The sequence below is a fragment of the Sphingomonas sp. RS6 genome (assembly GCF_054489705.1).
The window spans coordinates 476,528-497,116 of record NZ_JBTMWM010000001.1 but is presented as its reverse complement, the minus strand read 5'-3'; the positions used below and the strand labels follow the sequence as shown (position 1 = coordinate 497,116).

Genomic DNA, 20,589 nt, shown 5'->3' with positions numbered 1-20,589 from the left:
TGATGTCGCCCGGCCGCCGGGCGACGAACTCATCGCGGCGTGCGCACCGTTGCGTCGCGGCCGTCGCCCTGCGGCGCGGCGATGATTTCCTGCGTGGTCGCGCCCTTGTCCACCACCGGCGTGGTGGGGCTGCCGGCGGTGCTGCGCACGCCCGCATCGGCGCTCGATCCGCCTGCTGCGTCCAGCGTCGCGGCCTCGCCCGCGCTGCGTGCGGCCGACCCACCGAACAGCGCCTCCAGCGCCTGATCCGACGGCGCGGTATCCTGCGGCCGGGCAGCGCCGGGCTGCGGCGGCTTGAGCGCGAAATCGGGCGGAATCACCAGCGGCGCCTGACGCGCAACCGCGAATTCGTCGGGACGTGCCCGATCATAGCCCCGCTTGCCGCACGCCGACAGCGATGCCGCGAGCGCAACGCCTGCCGCGACGAGGATGAGCTTACGCATTCAGTTTATTCTCCACAGGGGCCTGCGACTTGGGGGCCTTGTCGCGAACGAAGAGCGCGCGGATCAACAAGATTACCACGCCGATGGTAATCGCTGCATCGGCGACGTTGAAGACCAAAAAAGGGCGCCACTCGCCGAAATGCAGATCGGCGAAATCGACGACATAGCCCAGCCGCGCGCGATCGAGGATGTTGCCGCACGCACCGCCGAGCACCAGGCCCAGCGCGAAGACGTCGCCCGTCTTCTTTTCGCGCAGCATCCACACGCACACGCCGATCGCGATCACCGCCGTCATCAGCACGAGCAGCCAGCGCATCGTCACGCTGTTCGCCGAAAGCAGGCCCAGCGAGACGCCGATATTCTTGACGAAACGCAGGTCGAAGAACGGGGTGAGCGTCATCGAATCATTCTGCACCACCAGCCCCAGCGGGCCGGTGACGACGAATTTGGTCAGCTGGTCGAGCACGAACACGCCCAGCGCCGCGGCAAAGCCAACAATACGAACCGACTTCATCACGACACCACCTTTGCGCAGCGGTCGCATAGCGCCCCGTCCTGCGTCACTTCGGGAAGATGACGCCAGCAACGGCCACATTTGTGGCGATCGGTGGGCGTCACCGTGACATCGGCGGCCTGATCCACCTTCGACACGATAAACAGCTCGGTCAGGTCCTCGGCCGGCATCGGCAGGCTCGGCACCGTCACCTCGGCCTCGAGGCTGGAGCGGACCTTCTTCTCGCGACGATAGGGCTCGATCGCCTCGGTGACGGTCTGGCGCAGCGCGCGGATCGCGGTCCAGTCATGCTCGACCGACGCGCCCTCCGGCAGCAGCGGCCATTCCAGCTCGTGGACCGATCCGTCCTCGCTCGGGAAGCGGCTCTGCCACACTTCCTCGGCGGTGAAGGCGAGGATCGGCGCGGCGTAGCGGACCAGCGCGTGGAACAGCACGTCCAGCACGGTGCGATAGGCGCGGCGCTTGGGATCGCTCTCGGCGTCGCAGTAGAGGCAGTCCTTGCGGATATCGAAGAAGAAGGCCGAGAGGTCCTCGTTCATGAAATCGCCGAGCGCGCGGGCATAGCGGTTGAACTCGAACGCCTCCGCCGCCGACCGCAGCTCCGCATCGAGCGCCGCCAGCTTGTGGAGCACATAGCGCTCCAGCTCGGGCATGTCGGCCACCGCGACCTTCTCGGCCTCGCCGAAACCGTCGAGCGCGCCGAGCAGATAGCGGAAGGTGTTGCGGATCTTGCGGTACGCGTCGCCGGTGCCGGCCAGCACTTCCTTGCCGATGCGGACATCGTCGAAATAGTCGGTCTGCGCGACCCAGAGGCGCAGGATGTCCGCGCCGCTCTCGCCGATGATCTTCAGGGGATCGACGACGTTGCCGAGCGACTTGGACATCTTCTTGCCCTGGCCGTCGAGCGCGAAGCCATGGGTGAGCACCGCGTCATAGGGCGCCCGGCCGCGCGTGCCCGACGATTCGAGCAGCGACGACTGGAACCAGCCGCGATGCTGGTCCGAACCTTCGAGATAGAGGTTGGCGCGCACGCCCTCGCCATAGCGCGCCTCGATTACGAAGCTGTGCGTCGAGCCGCTGTCGAACCACACGTCGAGAATGTCGGTGACGACCTCATAGTCCTCGGCGCGGTAATCTGGGCCGAGCAGCGCCTGGTGGTCGGCCTGGAACCACGCATCGGCCCCGCCGGCGCGGAAGGCGTCGAGGATGCGGGCGTTGACCGCCGGGTCGCGGAGGTACTCGCCGTTGGTTCCCCGCCGAACATAGAGCGCAATCGGCACGCCCCAGGCGCGCTGGCGGCTGATCACCCAGTCCGGGCGGCCCTCCACCATCGCGCGGATGCGGTTGATCGAGCGCTCGGGCACCCAGCGGGTGCGTTCGATGGAATCGAGCGCGATCGCGCGGAGGGTGGGGGCGTTGCCACCCGCAAAGCCCTCTCCCCCCTGGGGAGAGGGTTGGGAGAGGGGCATGTCCGCGGGCGACGTCGCTGCTGGAGAGTCCCCCTCTCCCTGACCCTCTCCCCGGAGGGGAGAGGGAGTGGGCTTGTCCATCGGGATGAACCACTGCGGCGTCGCCCGGAAGATGATCTTCGCCTTGCTCCGCCAGCTGTGCGGATAGCTGTGCTGGAAGTCGTCCGAGGCGGCGAGCAGCGCGCCGGCGGCGCGCAGGTCCGAACAGATCGGGCCTTCGGCGCTGACGAACTTCTTGTTGATCACCGAACCCTGGCCGCCGAGCCACAGCCAGTCGGCGCGGTACATGCCGGCGCCGTCGACCGCGAACACCGGATCGATGCCGTGCGCCTTGCACAGCAGGAAGTCGTCCTCGCCATGGTCGGGCGCCATATGGACGAGGCCGGTACCCGCATCGGTGGTGACGAAGTCGCCGGCCAGGAACGGCCGCGGCTTGGCGAAGAACCCGCCGAGCGCGTGCATCGGGTGGCGCGCGACGGCGCCGGCGAGCTGCGAACCGAGAATCACCGGCTCGTGTTCAAATGCCAAGCGCGGAAGATCGCGATTCTGTTGCAAAACTCGGTTCTGAAAAGCGCCTAAGAGAGAGGCTGCGATTAAGAACGTTTTCCCATCAAGTTGCGGAGGAACTACCTCACCGTCGACGCTCCGGAACCAGCCTCGAACGTACTCAATTTCCGGCCCATACGCGAGCGCCTGGTTCACCGGGATCGTCCACGGCGTGGTCGTCCAGATTACCGCATGCGCGCCGACCAACTCGGGCGCGTTCGGTGCCTCCGTGATCTCGAACGCCACGTCGATCTGCGTCGACGTGATATCCTCATACTCGACCTCCGCCTCGGCCAGCGCGGTCTTCTCGACCGGGGACCACATCACCGGCTTGGCGCCGCGATAGAGCTGGCCGCTCTCGGCGAACTTGAGCAGCTCAGCCGCGATCCGCGCCTCGGCGTCGAATTTCATGGTGAGATAGGGGTCGTCCCAGTCGCCCAGGATGCCGAGCCGCTCGAACTGGCCGCGCTGCACCGCCACCCATTTTTCCGCATAGGCGCGGCATTCGGCGCGGAAGGCGACGGGGTCGACTTCGTCCTTGTTAAGCTTCTTGGCGCGATAGGCCTCCTCGACCTTCCACTCGATCGGCAGGCCGTGGCAATCCCAGCCGGGGACATAGGGCGCGTCCTTGCCCATCAGGCTCTGGCTGCGGACGACGATGTCCTTCAGGATCTTGTTGAGCGCATGGCCCATGTGAATGTCGCCATTGGCGTAGGGCGGGCCATCGTGCAGCAGGAAGCGCTCGCGGCCGGCGCGGGCCTCGCGCAGCTTCTGGTAGAGCCTAATCTTCGCCCAGCGCTCGAGGATGGCGGGCTCCTTGGCAGCAAGGCCGGCCTTCATCGGGAAATCGGTCTTCGGCAGGAAGACGGTGTCGCGCCAGTCGCGCTGGGTGTCGGTTGCGTCGGTCATGGGTCGCGCGGGATTAGCCGGTGTGCGAGGGGAAGTCATCCCTCCCGTTCGCGCCGCGCGGTTCGGGTATCGCTATTCGTGCGCGCCGTTGGGCAAGGGGGTCACCGACGGGGCGTGCGCGCCGGACTTGCAGGCGCGGATCGTGTCGGGCTCGGGCCGCTCGCCGCGTGCCTCGAACACGGCCATATAGCCGCCGGCCGAGGGCATCGGCCGCATCGACACCTGCGCATAGCCAACGGCGGCGAACTCGCATTTGAGCAAGGCGGGCGGCGTGCCGTGATTCTGCGTCGGGCGATCGGCATCGACGACGATCACCTGGCCGCCCGGCGCCAGCGACGGCCGCAGCCGCCACAGGAACTCATAGGGCGATTCGATCTCGTGATACATGTGCACCATCAGCACGCGATCGAAGCTGTCTTCGGGCAGCCGCGGATCGGCGGGCAGGCCCAGGCGCACGCTGACATTGTCGAGCTTCTCGCGCACGACGCGGGTGGCGAGCTGGCTGATATAGTCGGGAACGATGTCCTCGGCGACGACGCGGCCCTTGGCGCCGACGCGCTGGCCGAGCCGGATCGTGTAATAGCCTTCGCCCGCACCGATGTCGGCGACGGTCATGCCCGGCTTGATCCCGGCAAGGTCCATCACCTGTCCGGCCTCGTTCAGCCGGTCGCGTGCCTCCTCGCTCGACCAGCGCGACGACACAATCGTCGCCACCGGCCGATCGGCGGCGGGGAAGCCGGTGATCGACTGGCGCGTCTCGTTGCGCGGCGCGCGGCTGCTGCCGTCGCATGCGGCGAGCATCAGCCCGACGCCGAGCAGGAGCTGCCGCGCGGCGAGCGTCAATCGACGTCCTCCACCTCGACCGCCTCGCCCGTGACGCGCTGTGCCAGCGCCGCCGCCATGAACGCATCGAGATCGCCGTCGAGCACGTCGCTCGGCGCGGTCGACGACACGCCGGTGCGCAGATCCTTCACCAGCTGATAGGGCTGGAGCACATAGGAGCGGATCTGGTGCCCCCAGCCGATATCGGTCTTGGTCGCGTTCTGCGCGTCGGCCACCGCCTCACGCTCGGCCAGTTCGCGCTCGTACAGGCGGGCGCGGAGCTGGTTGAAGGCTTCGGCGCGGTTCTTGTGCTGCGAACGCTGGTTCTGGCACTGCACGACGATGCCGGTCGGCAAATGGGTGATGCGCACCGCCGAATCGGTGGTGTTGATGTGCTGACCGCCCGCGCCCGAGGCGCGATAGGTGTCGATGCGCAGCTCGCTTTCGTTGATCTCGATCTCGATATTGTCGTCGATCACCGGATAGACCCAGACGGATGCGAAGCTGGTCTGGCGTCGTGCGTTCGAATCGAACGGGCTGATGCGGACCAGGCGGTGTACGCCGCTTTCGGTCTTGGCATAGCCATAGGCGTTCTCGCCCTTGAACAGCAGCGTCGCCGATTTGATGCCCGCCTGTTCGCCGGCGTGATAGTCGACCAGCTCGACCTTGTAGCCGTGCCGTTCCGCCCAGCGCGTGTACATGCGCTGGAGCATTTCGGCCCAGTCGTTCGATTCGGTGCCGCCGGCGCCGGCATTGATCTCGACATAGGTGTCGTTGGCATCGGCCTCGCCCGACAGCAGCGCCTTGACCTTGTCGCCTTCGGCGCGGGCCGCCAGCGCGGCAAGCGCGGCGGTGCCCTCGTCGGCCATCTCGGCATCACCCTCGGCCTCGGCCATCTCGATCAGCTCGACCGTGTCGCTCAGCTCGCGCTCGATCGCGCGGGTGGCGGAGATCGCCTCATCGAGCCGGCGGCGCTCGCGCATCACGTCCTGCGCCTTCTTGGCGTCGTTCCACAAAGTGGGGTCCTCGACGCGCGCGTTGAGCTCGTCGAGCCTGCGCAACGCGCGGTCCCAGTCAAGCGAGCGGCGCAACAGCGCGAGCGCTGCGTTGATCTTGTCGACACTGGCCTGCGCTTCGGCGCGCATGATCAAAAACCTTCCGAATAAAAACGTGCGGATCGCGGTCCGGCGGGCCGGCGACCGATGGACATATAGGGCGTATCGCCCGCGCTAGTAGATTCCGCCCTGGCGTTGCAAGAAGTCGCTGTCGCCCTGACGATCGCTCTTGCGCTGTGCCGGCTGGTCGCTGGCCGTGGCGTCAGGCGTTTCTTCGTCGCCGCGCGTGCGGCGGCTGCGGAACGGATCGCTCTCCGGCTTGAACGCTTCCCAGATCACCGGCGACAGCGGATCGTCGCTCGGCCAGGCGCCCTGCACCGGCTTGCCGCTGCGCCGGTCGATCCGCACCATGCGAATGCCCGGCGGGGCGATGAAGGGCAGCTTCTCCATGTCCTTGTACGCGGGAATCGCGAACTGCTTGAAGATCGGCGCCGCAATCGAGCCGCCCTGGGCATAGCCGCCCAGGTTCGATGGCGTGTCATAGCCGATATAGAGGCCGCCGATCATCTGCGGCGTGCCGCCGACGAACCAGACGTCGGTCGGGCCGGTGGTCGTGCCGGTCTTGCCCATCATCGGCCGGTCGAGATCGCGCAGCACCGTCGCGGTGCCGCGCTGGACGACGCCCTCGGTGATGTGGACCATCTGATAGGCGGTGAGCGGATCGAGCACCTGGCGCGCGCGGCGCACCGGGCGCGGCATCGGCTTACCGTTCCAGTCGGCCGCGTTGCAGCCCGAACAGGGGCGCCAGTCGCGCGGGAAGATCACCTTGCCACGGCGGTCCTGCACGAAATCGATCAGCGTCGGGTTGAGCGCGCGGCCGTGATTGACCAGGATCGAATAGGCGTTGACCATCCGCAGCACGGTCGTCTCGCCGGCGCCGAGCGCATAGGAAAGATACGGGCTGAACCTGTTCTTCGAAATGCCGATGCGCTGGATCAGGTCGGTCACCTTGTCCATGCCGGTCGCGTTGGCGATCTGCACCGTCATCAGGTTGCGCGACTGTTCGATGCCCCAGCGCAGCGTGTGCGGCCCGGCGCCGCGGGCATTGCCGAAATTGCGGAAGCATTTCTGCCCCAGCCCCGCGCCCTGCCAGACGCAGAACGGGCCATCGACCACGATCGATGCCGGCGTCATCCCGTTTTCCAGCGCGGCGGCATAGACGATCGGCTTGATCGTCGATCCCGGCTGGCGCATCGCCTGGGTCGCGCGGTTGAACGACTGTAGCCGCGAATCGAACCCGCCCTGCATCGCCAGGACGCGGCCGGTGTCGGGTTCCTCGACGACCATGCCGCCCGAAATCTTCGGCACGCTGCGCAGCGCCCAGCCGCTGCCATCGGGCGCCACCGCCAGGATGTCGCCGCGCTCGATCGAATCGAATGCATGGCCACCCTTGCCGCGCACCGGCATCGCCGCGGCGCTTGCCGCCATCCGGCCGGTGCTGCCGTCGTCGAAGCCCAGGGTCGCGCTCGCGTCGTCGCGATCGATCACGATCGCCGCGCGCCAGTCGTCATAATCGACGCCCACATTCTGGGCGAGCAGCGCCTGCTGCCAGCTCGATCCGATCTCGGCCTTGCCGATCGGGCCGGACCAGCCGCGCCCGCGATCATAGCGAAGCAGGCCGTCGCGCAGCGCGCGCTGGGCATAGGCCTGAAGCCGCGGATCGAGCGAGGTGCGGACCCAGAGGCCGCCATTATAGACGCTATACGGCCCGTCCTTGTTGGTTTCGCCGAACAGGCCGATCAGCTGGCGACGCACTTCCTCGACGAAATAGCCGCCGACGCGCTCGAACTTGGGCGTCTGGCGCGGCACGGTGCCGAGCGGGGCGGCCACCGCACGATCGTGCTGGGCCTGATCGATGAATCGGTTGCGCAGCATCTCGCCGAGCACCCAGTTGCGGCGTTCGAGCGCGCGCTGGGTATTGCGATCGGGATCGTAGTTGGCGGGGCCTTTCGGCAGGATCGCCAGATAGGCCATCTGCGCGAGCGTCAGCTGATCGAGCTTCTTGCCGAAATAGGCATGGCTCGCCGCCTCGACGCCGCCGGCATTGCGCCCCAGCTCGATCGAGTTGAGATACAGCTCCATGATCTGCTGCTTGGTCAGCGTATCCTCGATGCGCCAGGCGAGGATGCCTTCCTTCAGCTTGCGCATATAGCTCGCCTCGTTGCCGACGAGCAGGTTCTTCGCCACCTGCTGCGTGATCGTCGAGGTGCCGCGCGGCGTCTCGCCCCGGATCGCGCCCATCACCGCGGCGCGGGCGAGGCCGGGGAAATCCAGCCCGTGATGCTCGAAAAAGGTGCGATCCTCGGCGGCCATGAAGGCGCGGACGAGCAGCGGCGGATATTCGTTGAAGCTCAGCTGGACGCGCCGTTCGCGCGCATAGCTGTGGATCGGCGTGCCATCGGCCGAGCGGACATAGGTCGGCAGTGGTGGCTCATAGGTGCGCAGCGAATCGACCGACGGCAGGTTGCGCGCGACCAGCAGCCACAGCAGGAACGCGCCGATACCGGCGAGCAGCGCCACGATGGCGAGCGCGCGGAACCACCAGCGCCGCCGCAGCCGGCGCCAGAAGCCCGGCTCGTCGCCACGTTTGATCTTGACGTTGTCGATTGGGGGTTCGCCGTCGGCCATGCGGCGCGCGGTGTAGCATCTTTTGCGGCGGAAGAAAGGGCGGGGCGACGGGCCGTGTCCGGCCGGTCAGCGCGCGGCGGTTCGCGTCGCGAAGTGAATCTCGACGGCGCGACGCACGCTTTCGGCGATCTTCGTGCGGCCTTCGGGCGAGGCGATGAAGCGCGCGTCCCGGGGATTGGACAGATAGCCCGTTTCGAACAGCACGGACGGCATGTCGGGCGCCTTGAGCACCATCAGCGATGCCATGCGATGCGCATCGCTGCGAACGGGCATCCGTGCGCGCGCCTCGCGGCCGAGCAGCTGGGCGAACTGCGCCGAAACCGTCATCGTCTGGCGCTGCGTCAGGTCGAGCAGGATCGAGGCGATGTCGGCGGCGGGGCGATCGGCATCCATCGCTTCGGTGGCGGCGCTCATGTTCTCGCGCGCGGCCAACCGGGCGGCCTCCTTGTCGGAGGCGACTTCGGACAGCGTGTAGATCGTCGCGCCAGAGGCGTCGGGGCTGCCGGCGCTGTCGCAATGGATCGAAACGAACAGCGCGGCGCCCAGCCGGCGGGCGACGCGATAGCGCTGTTCGAGTGCGATGAAGCGGTCGTCGTCGCGGGTCAGCGCGACGCGCACCCGGCCGGAGGCGATCAGCGCGTCGCGGATCGCGCGTGCGGTGGCCAGCGTCAGGTCCTTTTCGCGCAGCCCGTCGGCGCCGGTGGCACCTGGATCGCGCCCGCCATGCCCGGGGTCGAGGACCACCAGCGGCAGCGACGTGTCCGCCCCTTCGACTGGCGGCAGCGGCGCGGCGGCAGCCGCCCCGGTTTCGACCGGCGCGGACGGAATGGCCATCGCAACGCTGTAGCCGCGCGAGGGCGGCGCCAGAACGTAGCGGAACGGCGGCAGCAGGCGGATCCGGTCGTTCGGCCGCGCCTGCTCGACGGCGCCCATGTCGATCGGGCGAAGCGCGATGCTGAGCCGGCGGTTGCCCGTATCGATCCCGCCGCCGGCGAGGATGGCAGGCTGCATCAGATCGAGCGTGAGCGTCGCGCCCGCCGCGGGCGCCGACGATGCGGCCGGCAGCAGCCATTGGGCCGCCTCGCTCGCGGTGTCGTTCAGCGTCACGTCGACGCGGTCGGCATGCACGCGAATCTTCTCGATCGCGCCGGCCCAGCCCGCCGGGCCGGCAATCCAGCCTGCGATAAGGGTGAGGGCGAACAGCACGGTCCCGCTATGCCGCGCCGCCTCGCGCCGGGTCCAGCCAAAAAGTCGACGATGGTTAACGGCTTTGAAAATTTATTGGTGCAAGTGTCCGCTGCCCAGCGCGAGCGGACAAATACGGGTTCGCGCCACCAGTTGCCGCAACGACGTGGCGGTGCTAGGCAAGTAAAGCTTCCGGCTCTGCGCCGGATCAGGCTCGCGGCCATCTTGTCGCCGCGATAGTTCAGGTTGACGTTCGCATGAGGCACTTTCCCAATCGCTCGCAATGCCAGGCCGTCGCGGCCGGCGGTGCGGCGATGGCGGAGCCACTGGACCGCCGGTTCGTGCGTGCCCGTGCAGCAACAGCATTTTTTGAAACCTGCGAATGCCCGTCCGGTGCGTCCGGCTCGGCTCGCATCACGAATCGCGCGCACGCGCCCCGGCCCCCTGGGGGCAAGCGCTGGCGCGCCCGGAGAATCATAAATGACCATGCGTATGCTGATCGACGCACGTCACCGGGAGGAAACCCGCGTGGCCGTCGTCAAAGGGAGCCGGATCGAGGAATTTGATTTCGAATCGGCCGAACGAAAGCAGCTCAAAGGCAATATCTATCTCGCCAAGGTAACCCGCGTCGAACCGTCGCTGCAGGCGGCGTTCGTCGATTATGGCGGCAATCGCCACGGCTTCCTCGCCTTTTCGGAAATCCATCCCGATTATTACCAGATTCCGAAGGAAGACCGCGAAGCGCTGCTCGCCGAAGAGGCCGAGCATGCCGCGCAGGAAGCGGCGCTGCGCGAGGAGGATGACGACGCCGATCACGATCACGACCATGATCTCGACGGCGAAGACGGTGTCGAGGTGCTCGAGCGCCCGGCTGGCGACGACGATGGCGATCATGACGAGGCGGCCGAAGGCGAGGACGCGGTCGGCCGCGGCCGTCGTCGCGGCAAGCGCGGCGCGAACGGCGACGATGCGGAGGCGCTGCGCACCCGCCGGCTGAACCTGCGCCGCCGCTACAAGATCCAGGACGTGATCCGCCGTCGCCAGGTGCTGCTGGTTCAGGTCGTCAAGGAAGAGCGCGGCAACAAGGGTGCGGCGCTGACCACCTATCTCAGCCTTGCCGGCCGCTATTGCGTGCTGATGCCGAACACCGCGCATGGCGGCGGCATTTCGCGCAAGATCAATTCCGCTGCCGATCGCAAGCGGCTGAAGGGCATCATGGCCGAGCTGAAGCTGCCGTCGACGATGGGCTGCATCGTCCGCACCGCCGGGCTCCAGCGCACCAAGACCGAGATCAAGCGCGACTTCGACTATCTCGCCCGGCTGTGGGACGAGATTCGCGAAAAGACGCTGCACTCGACCGCGCCCGCGCTCGTCTATGGCGACAGCGATCTGATCAAGCGCGCGATCCGCGACATCTATAATCGCGACATCGAGGAAGTGATCGTCGAGGGCGAGGACGGCTATCGCCAGGCCAAGGACTTCATGAAGCTCCTGATGCCGAGCCATGCCCGCAAGGTGAAGCAATATGCCGATGCCGTGCCGCTGTTCCAGCGCGCGCATGTCGAGGATCAGCTGGCGGCGATGTACAATCCGGTCGTCCAGCTGAAATCGGGCGGCTATCTCGTCATCAACCCCACCGAGGCGCTGGTGTCGATCGACATCAACTCGGGGCGGTCGACGCGCGAGCACAATATCGAGCAGACCGCCACCGCGACCAATCTGGAGGCCGCACAGGAAATCGCCCGCCAGCTGCGCCTGCGCGACATGGCTGGGCTCGTCGTCATCGACTTTATCGACATGGATCATTCGTCCAACGTCCGTAAGGTCGAAAAGGCGATGAAGGAGGCGCTGAAGAACGATCGCGCTCGCATCCAGGTCGGCCGCATCTCCGCCTTCGGTCTGATGGAAATGAGCCGCCAGCGCCTGCGCACCGGCGTGCTCGAAGCGTCGACCCGTACCTGCCCGCATTGCGAAGGCACCGGCCTCGTCCGCACCGCATCGTCGGCCGGCCTGTCGGCGCTGCGCCTGCTCGAGGACGAGGCGGCACGCGGCCGCGGTTCGGAACTGCTGCTCCGCGCCAGCCAGGAAGCCGCGTTCTACGTGCTCAACAAGAAGCGCGGCGAACTCGCCGAAATCGAGGATCGCTATGGCGTGACGATCGAAGTCGCCGCCGATGGCGAACTCGAAGGTGCCCGGATGGCGGTCGAATCGTCCGGCCCGCCGCCGGCCCATGCGCCGCGGATCGAACGGCTCGTCGAAGAGCCCGAGGACGAGACGGACCTGATCGAGGACGAAGAGGACGAGATCGAGGAAGAGGCGGAGGCCGATGCCGAGCGCGACGACGAGCGTCAGCCGTCGCGCAACGAAGGCGAGGGCGAGGGGGGCCGCAAGCGCCGCCGCCGCCGCCGCGGCCGTCGTGGCCGTTCGCGCGATCAGGAGCATGACGGCGAAAGCGCCGGCAACGACGAAGCCGATGATGCCGAAGCCGAGGCCGACGAAGCAAGCGACGCCGAAAGCGAAGCCCAGCCCGCAGCCGAGACGAGCGCCGAAGACGCCGAGCGCAGCCGCAAGCGGCGTCGTCGCGGTCGTCGCGGCGGCCGTCGCGGTGCCGGCAACGAGGAAGCCGGTGCCGATCAGAGCGATCGCGAGGATGCGGCGCCTGCCGAAGCCGAGGCGCCGGCCGAGCCCGTCGCTGCCGAGCCGGCGGTGACCGAAGCGCCCGACGTCGAGGCCGAAGCGGAAGTCGAGGCGAAGCCCGCGCCGAAGCGCCGTCGCACGCGCAAGAAGGCGGACGCCGAGGATGCCGCTCCGGCGGCGGCCGAGGCCGAGCCGGCGCCGGCACCCGAGGCCGAGGCCGAGGCGCCGGCCAAGCCGAAGCGGACGCGCCGCAAAAAGGCCGATGCCGATGCGGCACCGGCCGAGGCGGCACCCGCTGCCGAAGCCGAGGCGCCGGCCAAGCCGAAGCGCACCCGCCGCAAAAAGGCCGATGCCGATGCCGCCGAGCCGGTGGCGCAGGATCTGGCCCCCGCGCCTGCTCGGAAGAAGGCGACACCCGCGCCTGCGCCGGCGCCTGCCGAAGCAGAACCAGAGGCCCAGGCCGATTCCGCTGCGGAGGATGCCGGCGGCGAGGCCGGTGCGCCGCGCCGTGGCTGGTGGCAGCGCACGTTCGGCGCGTGAATCGGACGCCCGGCGCGGCGGCATCGTCGCCGCGCCGGGTCGTCACGCCGGGTTCATCGCGCGTTGCCTAGGGGCCGCCGCGAGCGAACGAAGAGGAGACCAAGGATGTCGTCGCGACTCCATCGCCTGGCCACGCTGATCGCCATGCTCTGCCTGGCGCTGTTCGCGTCCGGCCCGGCAATGGCACAGTCGATCCTGCGCGATGCCGAGACTGAGTCGCTCCTTGCCGACATGTCGGCGCCGCTGTTCAAGGCGGCCGGTCTTTCCCCCGCTGACGCGCGGGTGGTGCTGGTCCAGGATCCCTCGATCAACGCGTTCGTCGCGGGCGGTCAGGTGGTCTATATCAATTCGGGCCTGATCGACGCGGCCGATTCCGCGAACCAGGTTCAGGGCGTGATCGCGCACGAGATCGGCCATATCGTCGGCGGCCATGCCGTGTTCCAGCGCGATGGCGGCTATGGCAACATCTCGATCCTCAGCCTGTTGCTGGGCGCGGCCGCGATGGCGGCGGGGTCGGCGGAAGCGGGCACGGGCATCCTGATGGCCGGTCAGCGCGCCGCGATCGGCAAGTATCTGGCCTATAGTCGCGTGCAGGAATCGTCGGCCGACGCCGCCGGCGTCCGGTTCATCAACGATGCCGGGATCACCGGTAAGGGCATGCTCGGCTTTTTCGAGAAGCTGACACAGCAGATGCACCAATATGGCTATTACGCCACCGATCCCGAGGTCGATCCCTTCGCGCAGACGCACCCGATGTCGCAGGATCGCGTCGCCACGCTGAAGGCCGATCTGCAAAAGGCGCCCAGCTGGAACAAGCCGCTCGACGCCGATCTCGAACGGCGCTTCAAGCGAGTCCAGGCCAAGCTGCGCGGCTATGCCAATGATCCCAAGGCGACGCTGCGTATCTATCCCAAGACCGACCAGTCGGTGCCGGCGCATTACGCCCGCGCCTATGCCTATCACCAGTCGGGCTATCCCGAACAGGCGGCGGCCGAAGGCGCGGCGCTCGTCGCCGAAGCGCCGAACGACCCCTATTTCCTGGAGCTTCAGGGCCAGATCCTGCTCGAATCGGGCAAACCGGCCGAGGCGCTGGCCCCGCTCCGCAAGGCCACCCAATTGTCGAACAACCAGCCGCTGATCGCGAGCACCTTCGGCCACGCCCTCGTCGCAACCGAGGATCCCGCCAACCTGCCCGAGGCCGAGCGCGTGCTGCGCCAGGCGGTGGCGCGCGATCCCGAAAATCCGTTCGCCTGGCTCAATCTCGGCACGGTCTATGATCGTCGCGGCGATGTGCCGCGCACTGCGCTCGCCACCGCCGAGCGTGCCTCGCTGATCGGCGATCCGGGCACCGCGCTGATCAGCGCGCGGCGGGCGATGGCGGGGCTGCCCAAGGGATCGCCGGATTGGGTGCGCGCACAGGATATCGCGATGGTCTCGCAGACCGCGCTCGAGGAAAGCAAACGCAATCGCGGCCGGGGAGGCCAGTGAACCAAATGTCGTCGCGTCCTTCGCTCCGCCTGGCCGGGGCTTTTCTACTCAGTGCGATCATCGGCGGCGCGGTCGTGCTCGGCGCACAGGCGCTGCTACCGGGCGTCTCGGGCGATCAGGCGCGGATCGAACGCACCGTCCGCACCTATCTGCTGGCAAAGCCCGAGATCCTGCGCGAGATGATGGAGCGCCTCCAGCAGAACGACGCTGAACATGCCGCCAGGGCACAGGCCGATGCGCAGGCCGCCCTGCCGAAGCACAGCGCCGCGCTCACCCGCCCCTTCGCCGGCGCGATCGCCGGCAATCCGCAGGGTGATGTGACCGTGGTGGCGTTCATGGACTATGCCTGCGGCTATTGCCGTGCGAGCCTGCCCGGGCTCGATCAACTGATCGCCAGCGATCCCAATGTCCGCGTCGTCTATCGCGAATATCCGGTGCTGAGCGAGGCGAGCGTCACCGCCGCGCGCTGGGCGCTCGCCGCGGCAGAGCAGGGCAAGTATCGCGCCTTTCACGACGCGATGTTCGCCGCCGATGGGCCGGACGATGCCGCGATCGCCGCCGCCGCTGCCAAGGCGGGGCTTGACATGGCGGCGGCGCGCAAGGCCGCCCAGTCCGAAGCGGTCACGCGCGAGATCGAGAGCAACCATGCCCTGGGCCAGCAACTCGCGGTCAACGGCACGCCCAGCTGGGTGATCGGCAACCAGCTGCTCTACGGCGCGCGCGATTTTCAGGGGCTGGCCGACGCCGTCGCCCAGGCCCGCAAGGCGCGGACACAATCCTGAGCAGGCCTCGCCGCCCTTGTGGCAAGGGCCTGCCGATCCTACTTACGGCGTCCGTTCTCGGGGGAACTCCATGTCATCCATTCTGTCGCTGCGCCAGGTCGGCAAGACCTATGGCTCGGGTCACACGGCGCTCGAATCGGTCGATCTCGACATCCGGCGCGGCGAGATTTTCGCGCTGCTCGGCCCCAACGGCGCGGGCAAGACGACGCTGATCTCGATCGTCTGCGGGATCGTCACGCCCAGCAGCGGCACGATCCTGGTCGACGGCCATGACGCGATCCGCCATCCCCGTGCCGCCCGGTCGAAGATCGGGCTGGTGCCGCAGGAGATCGCGGTCGACATGTTCTCGCGCGTCGGCTCGGCGGCACGCTTCTCGCGCGGGCTGTTCGGCAAGGCGCCCGATCACGATTATTGCGACCAGCTTCTCAAGGACCTGTCGCTCTGGGACAAGCGCGACGCGAAGGTGATGGAACTGTCGGGCGGCATGAAGCGCCGGGTGATGATCGCCAAGGCGCTCAGCCACGAACCCGACATCCTGTTCCTCGACGAACCGACCGCCGGCGTCGATGTCGAGCTCAGGCGCGACATGTGGAAACTGATCGGCCGGCTGCGCGATCGCGGCACGACGATCATCCTCACCACCCACTATATCGAGGAGGCCGAGGAAATGGCCGACCGGGTGGGCGTGATCAGCAAGGGCAAGCTGCTGCTGGTCGAGGAAAAGACCGCGCTGATGAAGAAGCTGGGCAAGCGCGAGCTCGATCTCAGCCTGGTCGAGCCGCTCGCGGCGATTCCGCCCGAACTGGGCGAATGGCAGCTGAGCCTCGCTGACGAAGGCCATCGCCTGCGCTACACCTTCGACGCGCAGGCGGAACGCACCGGCATCCCGTCGCTGCTGCGCCGGCTCAATGAGCTGAACATCGCGTTCAAGGATCTCGACACCTCCAAATCGAGCCTCGAGGACATCTTTGTCGACCTGGTGGGGGCACAGGCATGAACGGCATCAACTTTCACGGCATCTGGGCGATCTACAAGTTCGAGATGGCGCGCACGCTGCGGACGCTGTGGCAGTCCGTCGCGACCCCGGTGATCACCACCTCGCTTTACTTCATCGTGTTCGGCGGCGCGATCGGCAGCCGGATCGATCAGATCAACGGCGTGAACTATGGCAGCTTCCTGGTGCCGGGCCTGATCATGCTGTCGCTGCTGACGCAAAGCATCGCCAATGCCTCGATCGGCATCTATTTTCCCAAATTCACCGGCACGGTGTTCGAACTGCTGTCGGCGCCGATTTCCGCGATCGAGATGGTGGTCGGCTTTGTCGGCGCGGCCGCCACGAAGTCGGTGGCGATCGGCCTCATCATCCTCGCCACCTCGGCGCTGTTCGTGCCGCTGCGCGTCGATCATCCGATGGCGATGCTCGCCTTCCTGCTGCTGACGGCAATCACCTTCAGCATGTTCGGTTTCATCATCGGCATCTGGGCCAGGAACTTCGAACAGCTCAATGTCGTGCCCTCGCTGCTGGTGACGCCGCTGACCTTCCTTGGCGGCGCCTTCTACTCGATCGATATGCTGCCCCAGCCCTGGCACACGATCAGCCTGTTCAATCCGGTCGTCTATCTGGTCAGCGGTTTCCGCTGGAGCTTCTTCGGCCGGGGCGATGTGGCGATCATCTGGAGCCTGGGCTTCACCGCCGCGTTCCTGGTGCTCTGTCTTGCTCTGATCGTTTGGATCTTCCGAACTGGCTATCGCCTCAAGAACTGAGGCGGGTATCCGCCAGGTATATTCCGAGTAGGGATCAGTAATATTCACTATCGAATATAGTAAATTTATAGAGGACTCTCCTTAACCAAGTTGCGTCTTGATCGGAGAAATCGATCATATTTCCGAATAAATACGGAACTACTGTGGTAAGAATACCTAGCTGAGGGATTTTTTGTTCATTGGTATAAGCGGCAGGGATTGATAACGCTAACCGCATCAACCGGGAACAAAAGAAATGCTCTGGTTCGAATCCGTCGCACCGATCCGCCAAAAAACCATGATCGCTTTCGGAAGCGTGACCAGTATCGCATTTCTAACGGCTGTCGTCGCCGCGCTGCTACCTGTCCTTTGGGGCATGTGCGCTGCGATCGTCGGCGCCGGAGCGGCGATGATGCTCGGCATGCGGTTTCGCCGGGCGATCTGCGATCCTTATGTCACCACGGTCGTCCGCATGGAGGCATTGGCCGCTGGCGATCTCGACAGTGAGATCCGCTTCACCGACTATCAGGACTGTGTCGGGCGGATGACCAAGGCGATGTTCGCCTTCCGCGACGCCGCCGTGCTTCAGAACCAGATGGCCGCGCAGCAGACCGAGATCGTCCGCATTGTCGGTGAGCATCTCGGCGCGATGGCCGCGGGTGACCTGACTCGCCCGATCGAGTCGAACTTCCCGGCCGATTATGAAGCGTTGCGGAGCAGCTATAACGGCACGCTGCGCGCCCTTGGCGAACTGATCGGTGCCGTCGCCGTCAGCACGGAAACGATCCGCACCGGTGCCAGCGAAATCGCCTCGGCGTCCGAAGACCTGGCGCGCCGCACGGAAAGCAACGCCGCGAGCCTCGAAGAAACCTCCGCCGCGACCGCGCAGATGGAACAGCGCCTTCGCGTCACGGCGTCGGCGTCGGTGCAGACCGTTCAGAGCACCGACGAAGCGATCTCGACCGTGACCGCCGGACGCGCGCTCGCCGAGGAGGCGGTGACCGCGATGACGCGGGTGAGCGAGAATGCGAAGGGCATCGACAGCGTCATCGAAGGGCTCGACAAGATCGCGTTCCAGACGCGCGTTCTCGCGATGAATGCCGCTGTCGAAGCCGGGCGTGCGGGTGAGGCGGGTCGAGGCTTCGCGGTGGTCGCGGACCTCGTCTCCGCACTGGCGATGCGGGCGGAGGAAGAGGCCAAGCGCGCCAAGGAGCAGCTGACCGTCACCCAGTCGGGCATCCTGTCCGCAGTCGATGTCGTACGCCGCGTCGACGATTCGCTCGCCAACATCTATGGCAACGTCCAGACCGTCCATGATCTGGTCGAGCGGATGGCCCAGGACAATCAGGCCCAGTCGTCGGCGATCACCGAAATCAGCGTCGCGGTATCATCGATGGACAACAGCACCCAGCAGAATGCGGCGATGGTCGAGCAGACCTCGGCTGCCGCGCGCAACCTCAGCTCTGAGGTCGATCTGCTCGCCGAGAATGCCGGCAAGTTCAAGGTCGGGCGCACCGATCAGACGCTGCGTCGGCCGACTCTTGGCGGCTATGGCAGCCGGATGTCGCGCTACCCGATCGCCGCCTGACACTTGAAAATCACGGCATTTCGTTCTATAAACGTTCCGATTCTGGCGCCGTTTGCAGGGCGCCAGGATCGGCTCTTTCTCAGTGTCGGGTGTTGGCCAAAGCGCAGCGCTCAGGCGGCGTGCGCGGGTCGAAGAAAAACGCCACGAGTGTGAACTTTGTGAACTTAGCCCTGTGAACTTGCCCCTGTGAACTTGCCGGGTGCGCCAGGACGAATTGGTCCTGGCGCGCGTCATTCCGGCGAGTGTCGCGACGATGTTCGTCAGGTGGGTGCGTTATCGCACCACCGGCAGCGTCACCGTCGATCCGGCGCATACGCGCTGCGTCGCCTTGCGATAATCCTCCGGCTTGGCCTTGTAGATATTCGGCACGAAGGTCTGCGGGTTGCGATCGATCACCGGGAACCAGCTCGACTGGACCTGCACCATGATGCGGTGGCCCTTCTTGAACACATGGTCGTGGTCGCGCAGCGGTACGTCCCAGGCGATCACCTGGTTAGGGACCAGCGGCGTGGCGCGCTCGAAGCTCTTCAGATAGCGGCCGCGGCGGATTTCCATCGCGATCGGCAGTTCATAGCCGTTGAGCCCCTTGGCATAGGCGCCCAGCGCGGTCGGCGGCGTCTCGTAATCCTCGGGAAACACGTCGATCAGCTTGACGACGAAATCGCTGTCGGTGCCGCTGGTTGAGGCCATCAGCTTCGCGGTCACTTCGCCGGTGACGGTCAGGTCGTTCTCCAGGGGCGCGGAGGTATAGCTCAGCACGTCGGGGCGATCGTCGACGAAGCGCTGGTCTTCCGCCTCCCACCAGCGCCAGTCGGGCGTGGCATAGGTGGCGGACATCGGCCGCGGCCGGAACGGCACCGGGCGCGCCGGATCGCTCACATAGTCGCGGCACGCTTCGCCTTGTGCCGGCGCGGTGAAACTTAACGAGCCGTCGGCATGGAGATAGAGGTTCGTCGCCTGCGCATTGGCCAGCGGATAGGCCTGATAGGTCTTCCACTGCCACGAACCCGACTGGAAGCTCTTGAGCGCGAAATCGGGTTTTTCGCCCTTGCCGTGCAGCCAATAGGCGAAGAACGGCGCCTCGATCTGCTCGACGAACTGGGTGCCGCTGTCGACGCCGAACGGGATGCGGCCAAGGCTGTTCGCCGGGGTGTGCCAGGTGCCGTGCGCCCAGGGGCCGGCAACCATCAGCGCCAGCCCGTTCGGATCATTCTCGCGCTGCTTTTCCCAGATCTTCCAGCTGCCCCAGGGATCTTCCTGGTCCCAATAACCGGCGACATTGAGCGTCGGCACCGTCGTCTTGCCGAGTGCGTTCGACCAGACCTGCTTCTTCCAGTGGTCGTCATAATCCGGGTGCTCGATCATCTCGCGATAGCGCGGCACCCGGCCCTTGAAATAGGTCTTCTCGATGTCGTCTGGCGAGCCGGCGTGGAGGAACCAGTCATAGGTGTCGTAGCGGTCGTACAGGTCGATGCCGGCATTGGTCTTGTCAGCCTGGAGGCTGTTCACCCAGTCGCTGGCATAGGTGAGCCGCATCGCGCCCCAGCGGTGGAGATCGTCGTTCTTCCAATAATCGATCCAGGCGGCCTGGGGGCTGGTCGCCTTCAGCGCGGGGTGTGGCTTGGCGAGTGCGATCGCGGCCGCGAAGCCGGGATAGGAAACGCCCCACATGCCGACCTTGCCGTTGTTGGGCTTTACGTTCTTCACCAGCCAGTCGATCGAATCATAGGCATCGGTCGCCTCGTCGACGGCAGCCTTGCCGCTTTTCACCTCGGTCGAGAGGGTGAAGGGGCCGCCTTCCGATTTGAAACGACCCCGCATGTCCTGGAACGCCAGGATATAGCCGTCGCGGAGCAGCGGCTGCCAGCTCGCCGGCATCTTCGACGGCGCCGCGCCCGGTGTGCCATAGGGGGTGCGCTGGAACAGGATCGGCAGCGCTGCCGTCACGCCGCGCGGCCGCAGGATGACGGTGTGAAGCCGCACCCCGTCGCGCATCGGTACCATCGCCTCCTCGAAGGTGAAGGGCGCGGTATCGGTCGCCGCCGATGGCAGCGCCTGCTGCGCCATCGCCGTGACCGGCGCCGCCAGCGCCGCGAATGCTGCCGTGATCAGCCAGTGCCGCATCGTCGAAAATCCCCCTGAACGCACACGGGCATCTTGGTGCGGCAAGACGCCGCCGG

At 66.6% G+C, this 20,589-nt stretch carries 14 protein-coding genes; 6 read left to right on the top strand and 8 right to left on the bottom strand.

Annotated elements, in window-relative coordinates; genetic code table 11:
* Positions 1–29: 29 nt before the first annotated feature.
* The 7 genes from ACX40Y_RS02295 to ACX40Y_RS02265 all read right to left on the bottom strand — a co-directional run bounded on the left by ACX40Y_RS02295 (position 30) and on the right by ACX40Y_RS02265 (position 9,652).
* Positions 30–443, bottom strand: coding sequence for a DUF3035 domain-containing protein (locus tag ACX40Y_RS02295; protein WP_459117912.1), 414 nt, complete (start codon positions 441–443; stop codon positions 30–32).
* Positions 436–957, bottom strand: a complete 522-nt coding sequence (lspA, locus tag ACX40Y_RS02290; protein ID WP_459117911.1) for a signal peptidase II — start codon at positions 955–957, stop codon at positions 436–438. Before lspA ends, ACX40Y_RS02295 begins: the two co-directional genes overlap by 8 nt.
* Positions 957–3,881, bottom strand: coding sequence for an isoleucine--tRNA ligase (gene ileS, locus ACX40Y_RS02285; RefSeq protein ID WP_459117910.1), 2,925 nt, complete (start codon positions 3,879–3,881; stop codon positions 957–959). The genes lspA and ileS overlap by 1 nt, the downstream gene beginning before the upstream one ends.
* 72 nt (positions 3,882–3,953) lie before the next feature.
* Complete coding sequence (locus ACX40Y_RS02280; RefSeq protein WP_459118385.1) at positions 3,954–4,682, bottom strand: class I SAM-dependent methyltransferase; 729 nt, start codon at positions 4,680–4,682, stop codon at positions 3,954–3,956.
* Between the two features lie 38 nt (positions 4,683–4,720).
* Positions 4,721–5,848: a peptide chain release factor 2 gene (prfB, locus tag ACX40Y_RS02275; RefSeq protein WP_459117909.1), complete on the bottom strand. Its 1,128-nt coding sequence runs from the start codon at positions 5,846–5,848 to the stop codon at positions 4,721–4,723.
* Between the two features lie 84 nt (positions 5,849–5,932).
* Positions 5,933–8,446 (bottom strand): penicillin-binding protein 1A, encoded by a 2,514-nt coding sequence (locus ACX40Y_RS02270; protein WP_459117908.1) that lies wholly within the window; start codon positions 8,444–8,446, stop codon positions 5,933–5,935.
* Positions 8,447–8,512: 66 nt separating this feature from the next.
* The gene (locus ACX40Y_RS02265; protein ID WP_459117907.1) at positions 8,513–9,652 is read right to left on the bottom strand and encodes an N-acetylmuramoyl-L-alanine amidase family protein; all 1,140 of its coding nucleotides are present in this window, start codon (positions 9,650–9,652) and stop codon (positions 8,513–8,515) included.
* 459 nt (positions 9,653–10,111) lie between these two features.
* Here ACX40Y_RS02265 and ACX40Y_RS02260 point away from each other — a divergent pair, with 459 nt between their 5' ends.
* The 6 genes from ACX40Y_RS02260 to ACX40Y_RS02235 all read left to right on the top strand — a co-directional run bounded on the left by ACX40Y_RS02260 (position 10,112) and on the right by ACX40Y_RS02235 (position 18,409).
* A complete protein-coding gene (locus tag ACX40Y_RS02260; RefSeq protein WP_459117906.1) occupies positions 10,112–12,808 on the top strand; it encodes an Rne/Rng family ribonuclease in 2,697 nt (898 codons plus the stop codon).
* Positions 12,809–12,913: 105 nt separating this feature from the next.
* On the top strand, positions 12,914–14,296 hold the full coding sequence (locus ACX40Y_RS02255; RefSeq protein ID WP_459117905.1) for a M48 family metalloprotease: 1,383 nt from the start codon (positions 12,914–12,916) through the stop codon (positions 14,294–14,296).
* A 5-nt stretch (positions 14,297–14,301) separates the two neighbouring features.
* A complete protein-coding gene (locus ACX40Y_RS02250) occupies positions 14,302–15,078 on the top strand; it encodes a DsbA family protein (RefSeq protein WP_459117904.1) in 777 nt (258 codons plus the stop codon).
* A gap of 70 nt (positions 15,079–15,148) precedes the next feature.
* On the top strand, positions 15,149–16,075 hold the full coding sequence (locus ACX40Y_RS02245; protein ID WP_459117903.1) for an ABC transporter ATP-binding protein: 927 nt from the start codon (positions 15,149–15,151) through the stop codon (positions 16,073–16,075).
* Positions 16,072–16,842: an ABC transporter permease gene (locus ACX40Y_RS02240; RefSeq protein WP_459117902.1), complete on the top strand. Its 771-nt coding sequence runs from the start codon at positions 16,072–16,074 to the stop codon at positions 16,840–16,842. The genes ACX40Y_RS02245 and ACX40Y_RS02240 overlap by 4 nt, the downstream gene beginning before the upstream one ends.
* Before the next feature lie 295 nt (positions 16,843–17,137).
* Positions 17,138–18,409, top strand: coding sequence for a methyl-accepting chemotaxis protein (locus ACX40Y_RS02235; RefSeq protein WP_459117901.1), 1,272 nt, complete (start codon positions 17,138–17,140; stop codon positions 18,407–18,409).
* 273 nt (positions 18,410–18,682) lie between these two features.
* Here ACX40Y_RS02235 and ACX40Y_RS02230 read toward each other — a convergent pair whose 3' ends face one another.
* Positions 18,683–20,533 carry a CocE/NonD family hydrolase gene (locus ACX40Y_RS02230; RefSeq protein ID WP_459117900.1) on the bottom strand — a complete coding sequence of 617 codons (1,851 nt, stop codon included), beginning with the start codon at positions 20,531–20,533 and terminating at the stop codon, positions 18,683–18,685.
* Between the last annotated feature and the right edge of the window lie 56 nt (positions 20,534–20,589).

Bases quoted from the DNA above. Each gene is read 5' to 3' on its own strand.
- ACX40Y_RS02295 (WP_459117912.1), bottom strand. From the start codon at position 443: ATGCGTAAGCTCATCCTCGTCGCGGCAGGCGTTGCGCTCGCGGCATCG.
- lspA (WP_459117911.1), bottom strand. From the start codon at position 957: ATGAAGTCGGTTCGTATTGTTGGCTTTGCCGCGGCGCTGGGCGTGTTC.
- ileS (WP_459117910.1), bottom strand. From the start codon at position 3,881: ATGACCGACGCAACCGACACCCAGCGCGACTGGCGCGACACCGTCTTC.
- ACX40Y_RS02280 (WP_459118385.1), bottom strand. From the start codon at position 4,682: ATGCTCGCCGCATGCGACGGCAGCAGCCGCGCGCCGCGCAACGAGACG.
- prfB (WP_459117909.1), bottom strand. From the start codon at position 5,848: ATGCGCGCCGAAGCGCAGGCCAGTGTCGACAAGATCAACGCAGCGCTC.
- ACX40Y_RS02270 (WP_459117908.1), bottom strand. From the start codon at position 8,446: ATGGCCGACGGCGAACCCCCAATCGACAACGTCAAGATCAAACGTGGC.
- ACX40Y_RS02260 (WP_459117906.1), top strand. From the start codon at position 10,112: ATGACCATGCGTATGCTGATCGACGCACGTCACCGGGAGGAAACCCGC.
- ACX40Y_RS02255 (WP_459117905.1), top strand. From the start codon at position 12,914: ATGTCGTCGCGACTCCATCGCCTGGCCACGCTGATCGCCATGCTCTGC.
- ACX40Y_RS02250 (WP_459117904.1), top strand. From the start codon at position 14,302: ATGTCGTCGCGTCCTTCGCTCCGCCTGGCCGGGGCTTTTCTACTCAGT.
- ACX40Y_RS02245 (WP_459117903.1), top strand. From the start codon at position 15,149: ATGTCATCCATTCTGTCGCTGCGCCAGGTCGGCAAGACCTATGGCTCG.
- ACX40Y_RS02240 (WP_459117902.1), top strand. From the start codon at position 16,072: ATGAACGGCATCAACTTTCACGGCATCTGGGCGATCTACAAGTTCGAG.
- ACX40Y_RS02230 (WP_459117900.1), bottom strand. From the start codon at position 20,533: ATGCGGCACTGGCTGATCACGGCAGCATTCGCGGCGCTGGCGGCGCCG.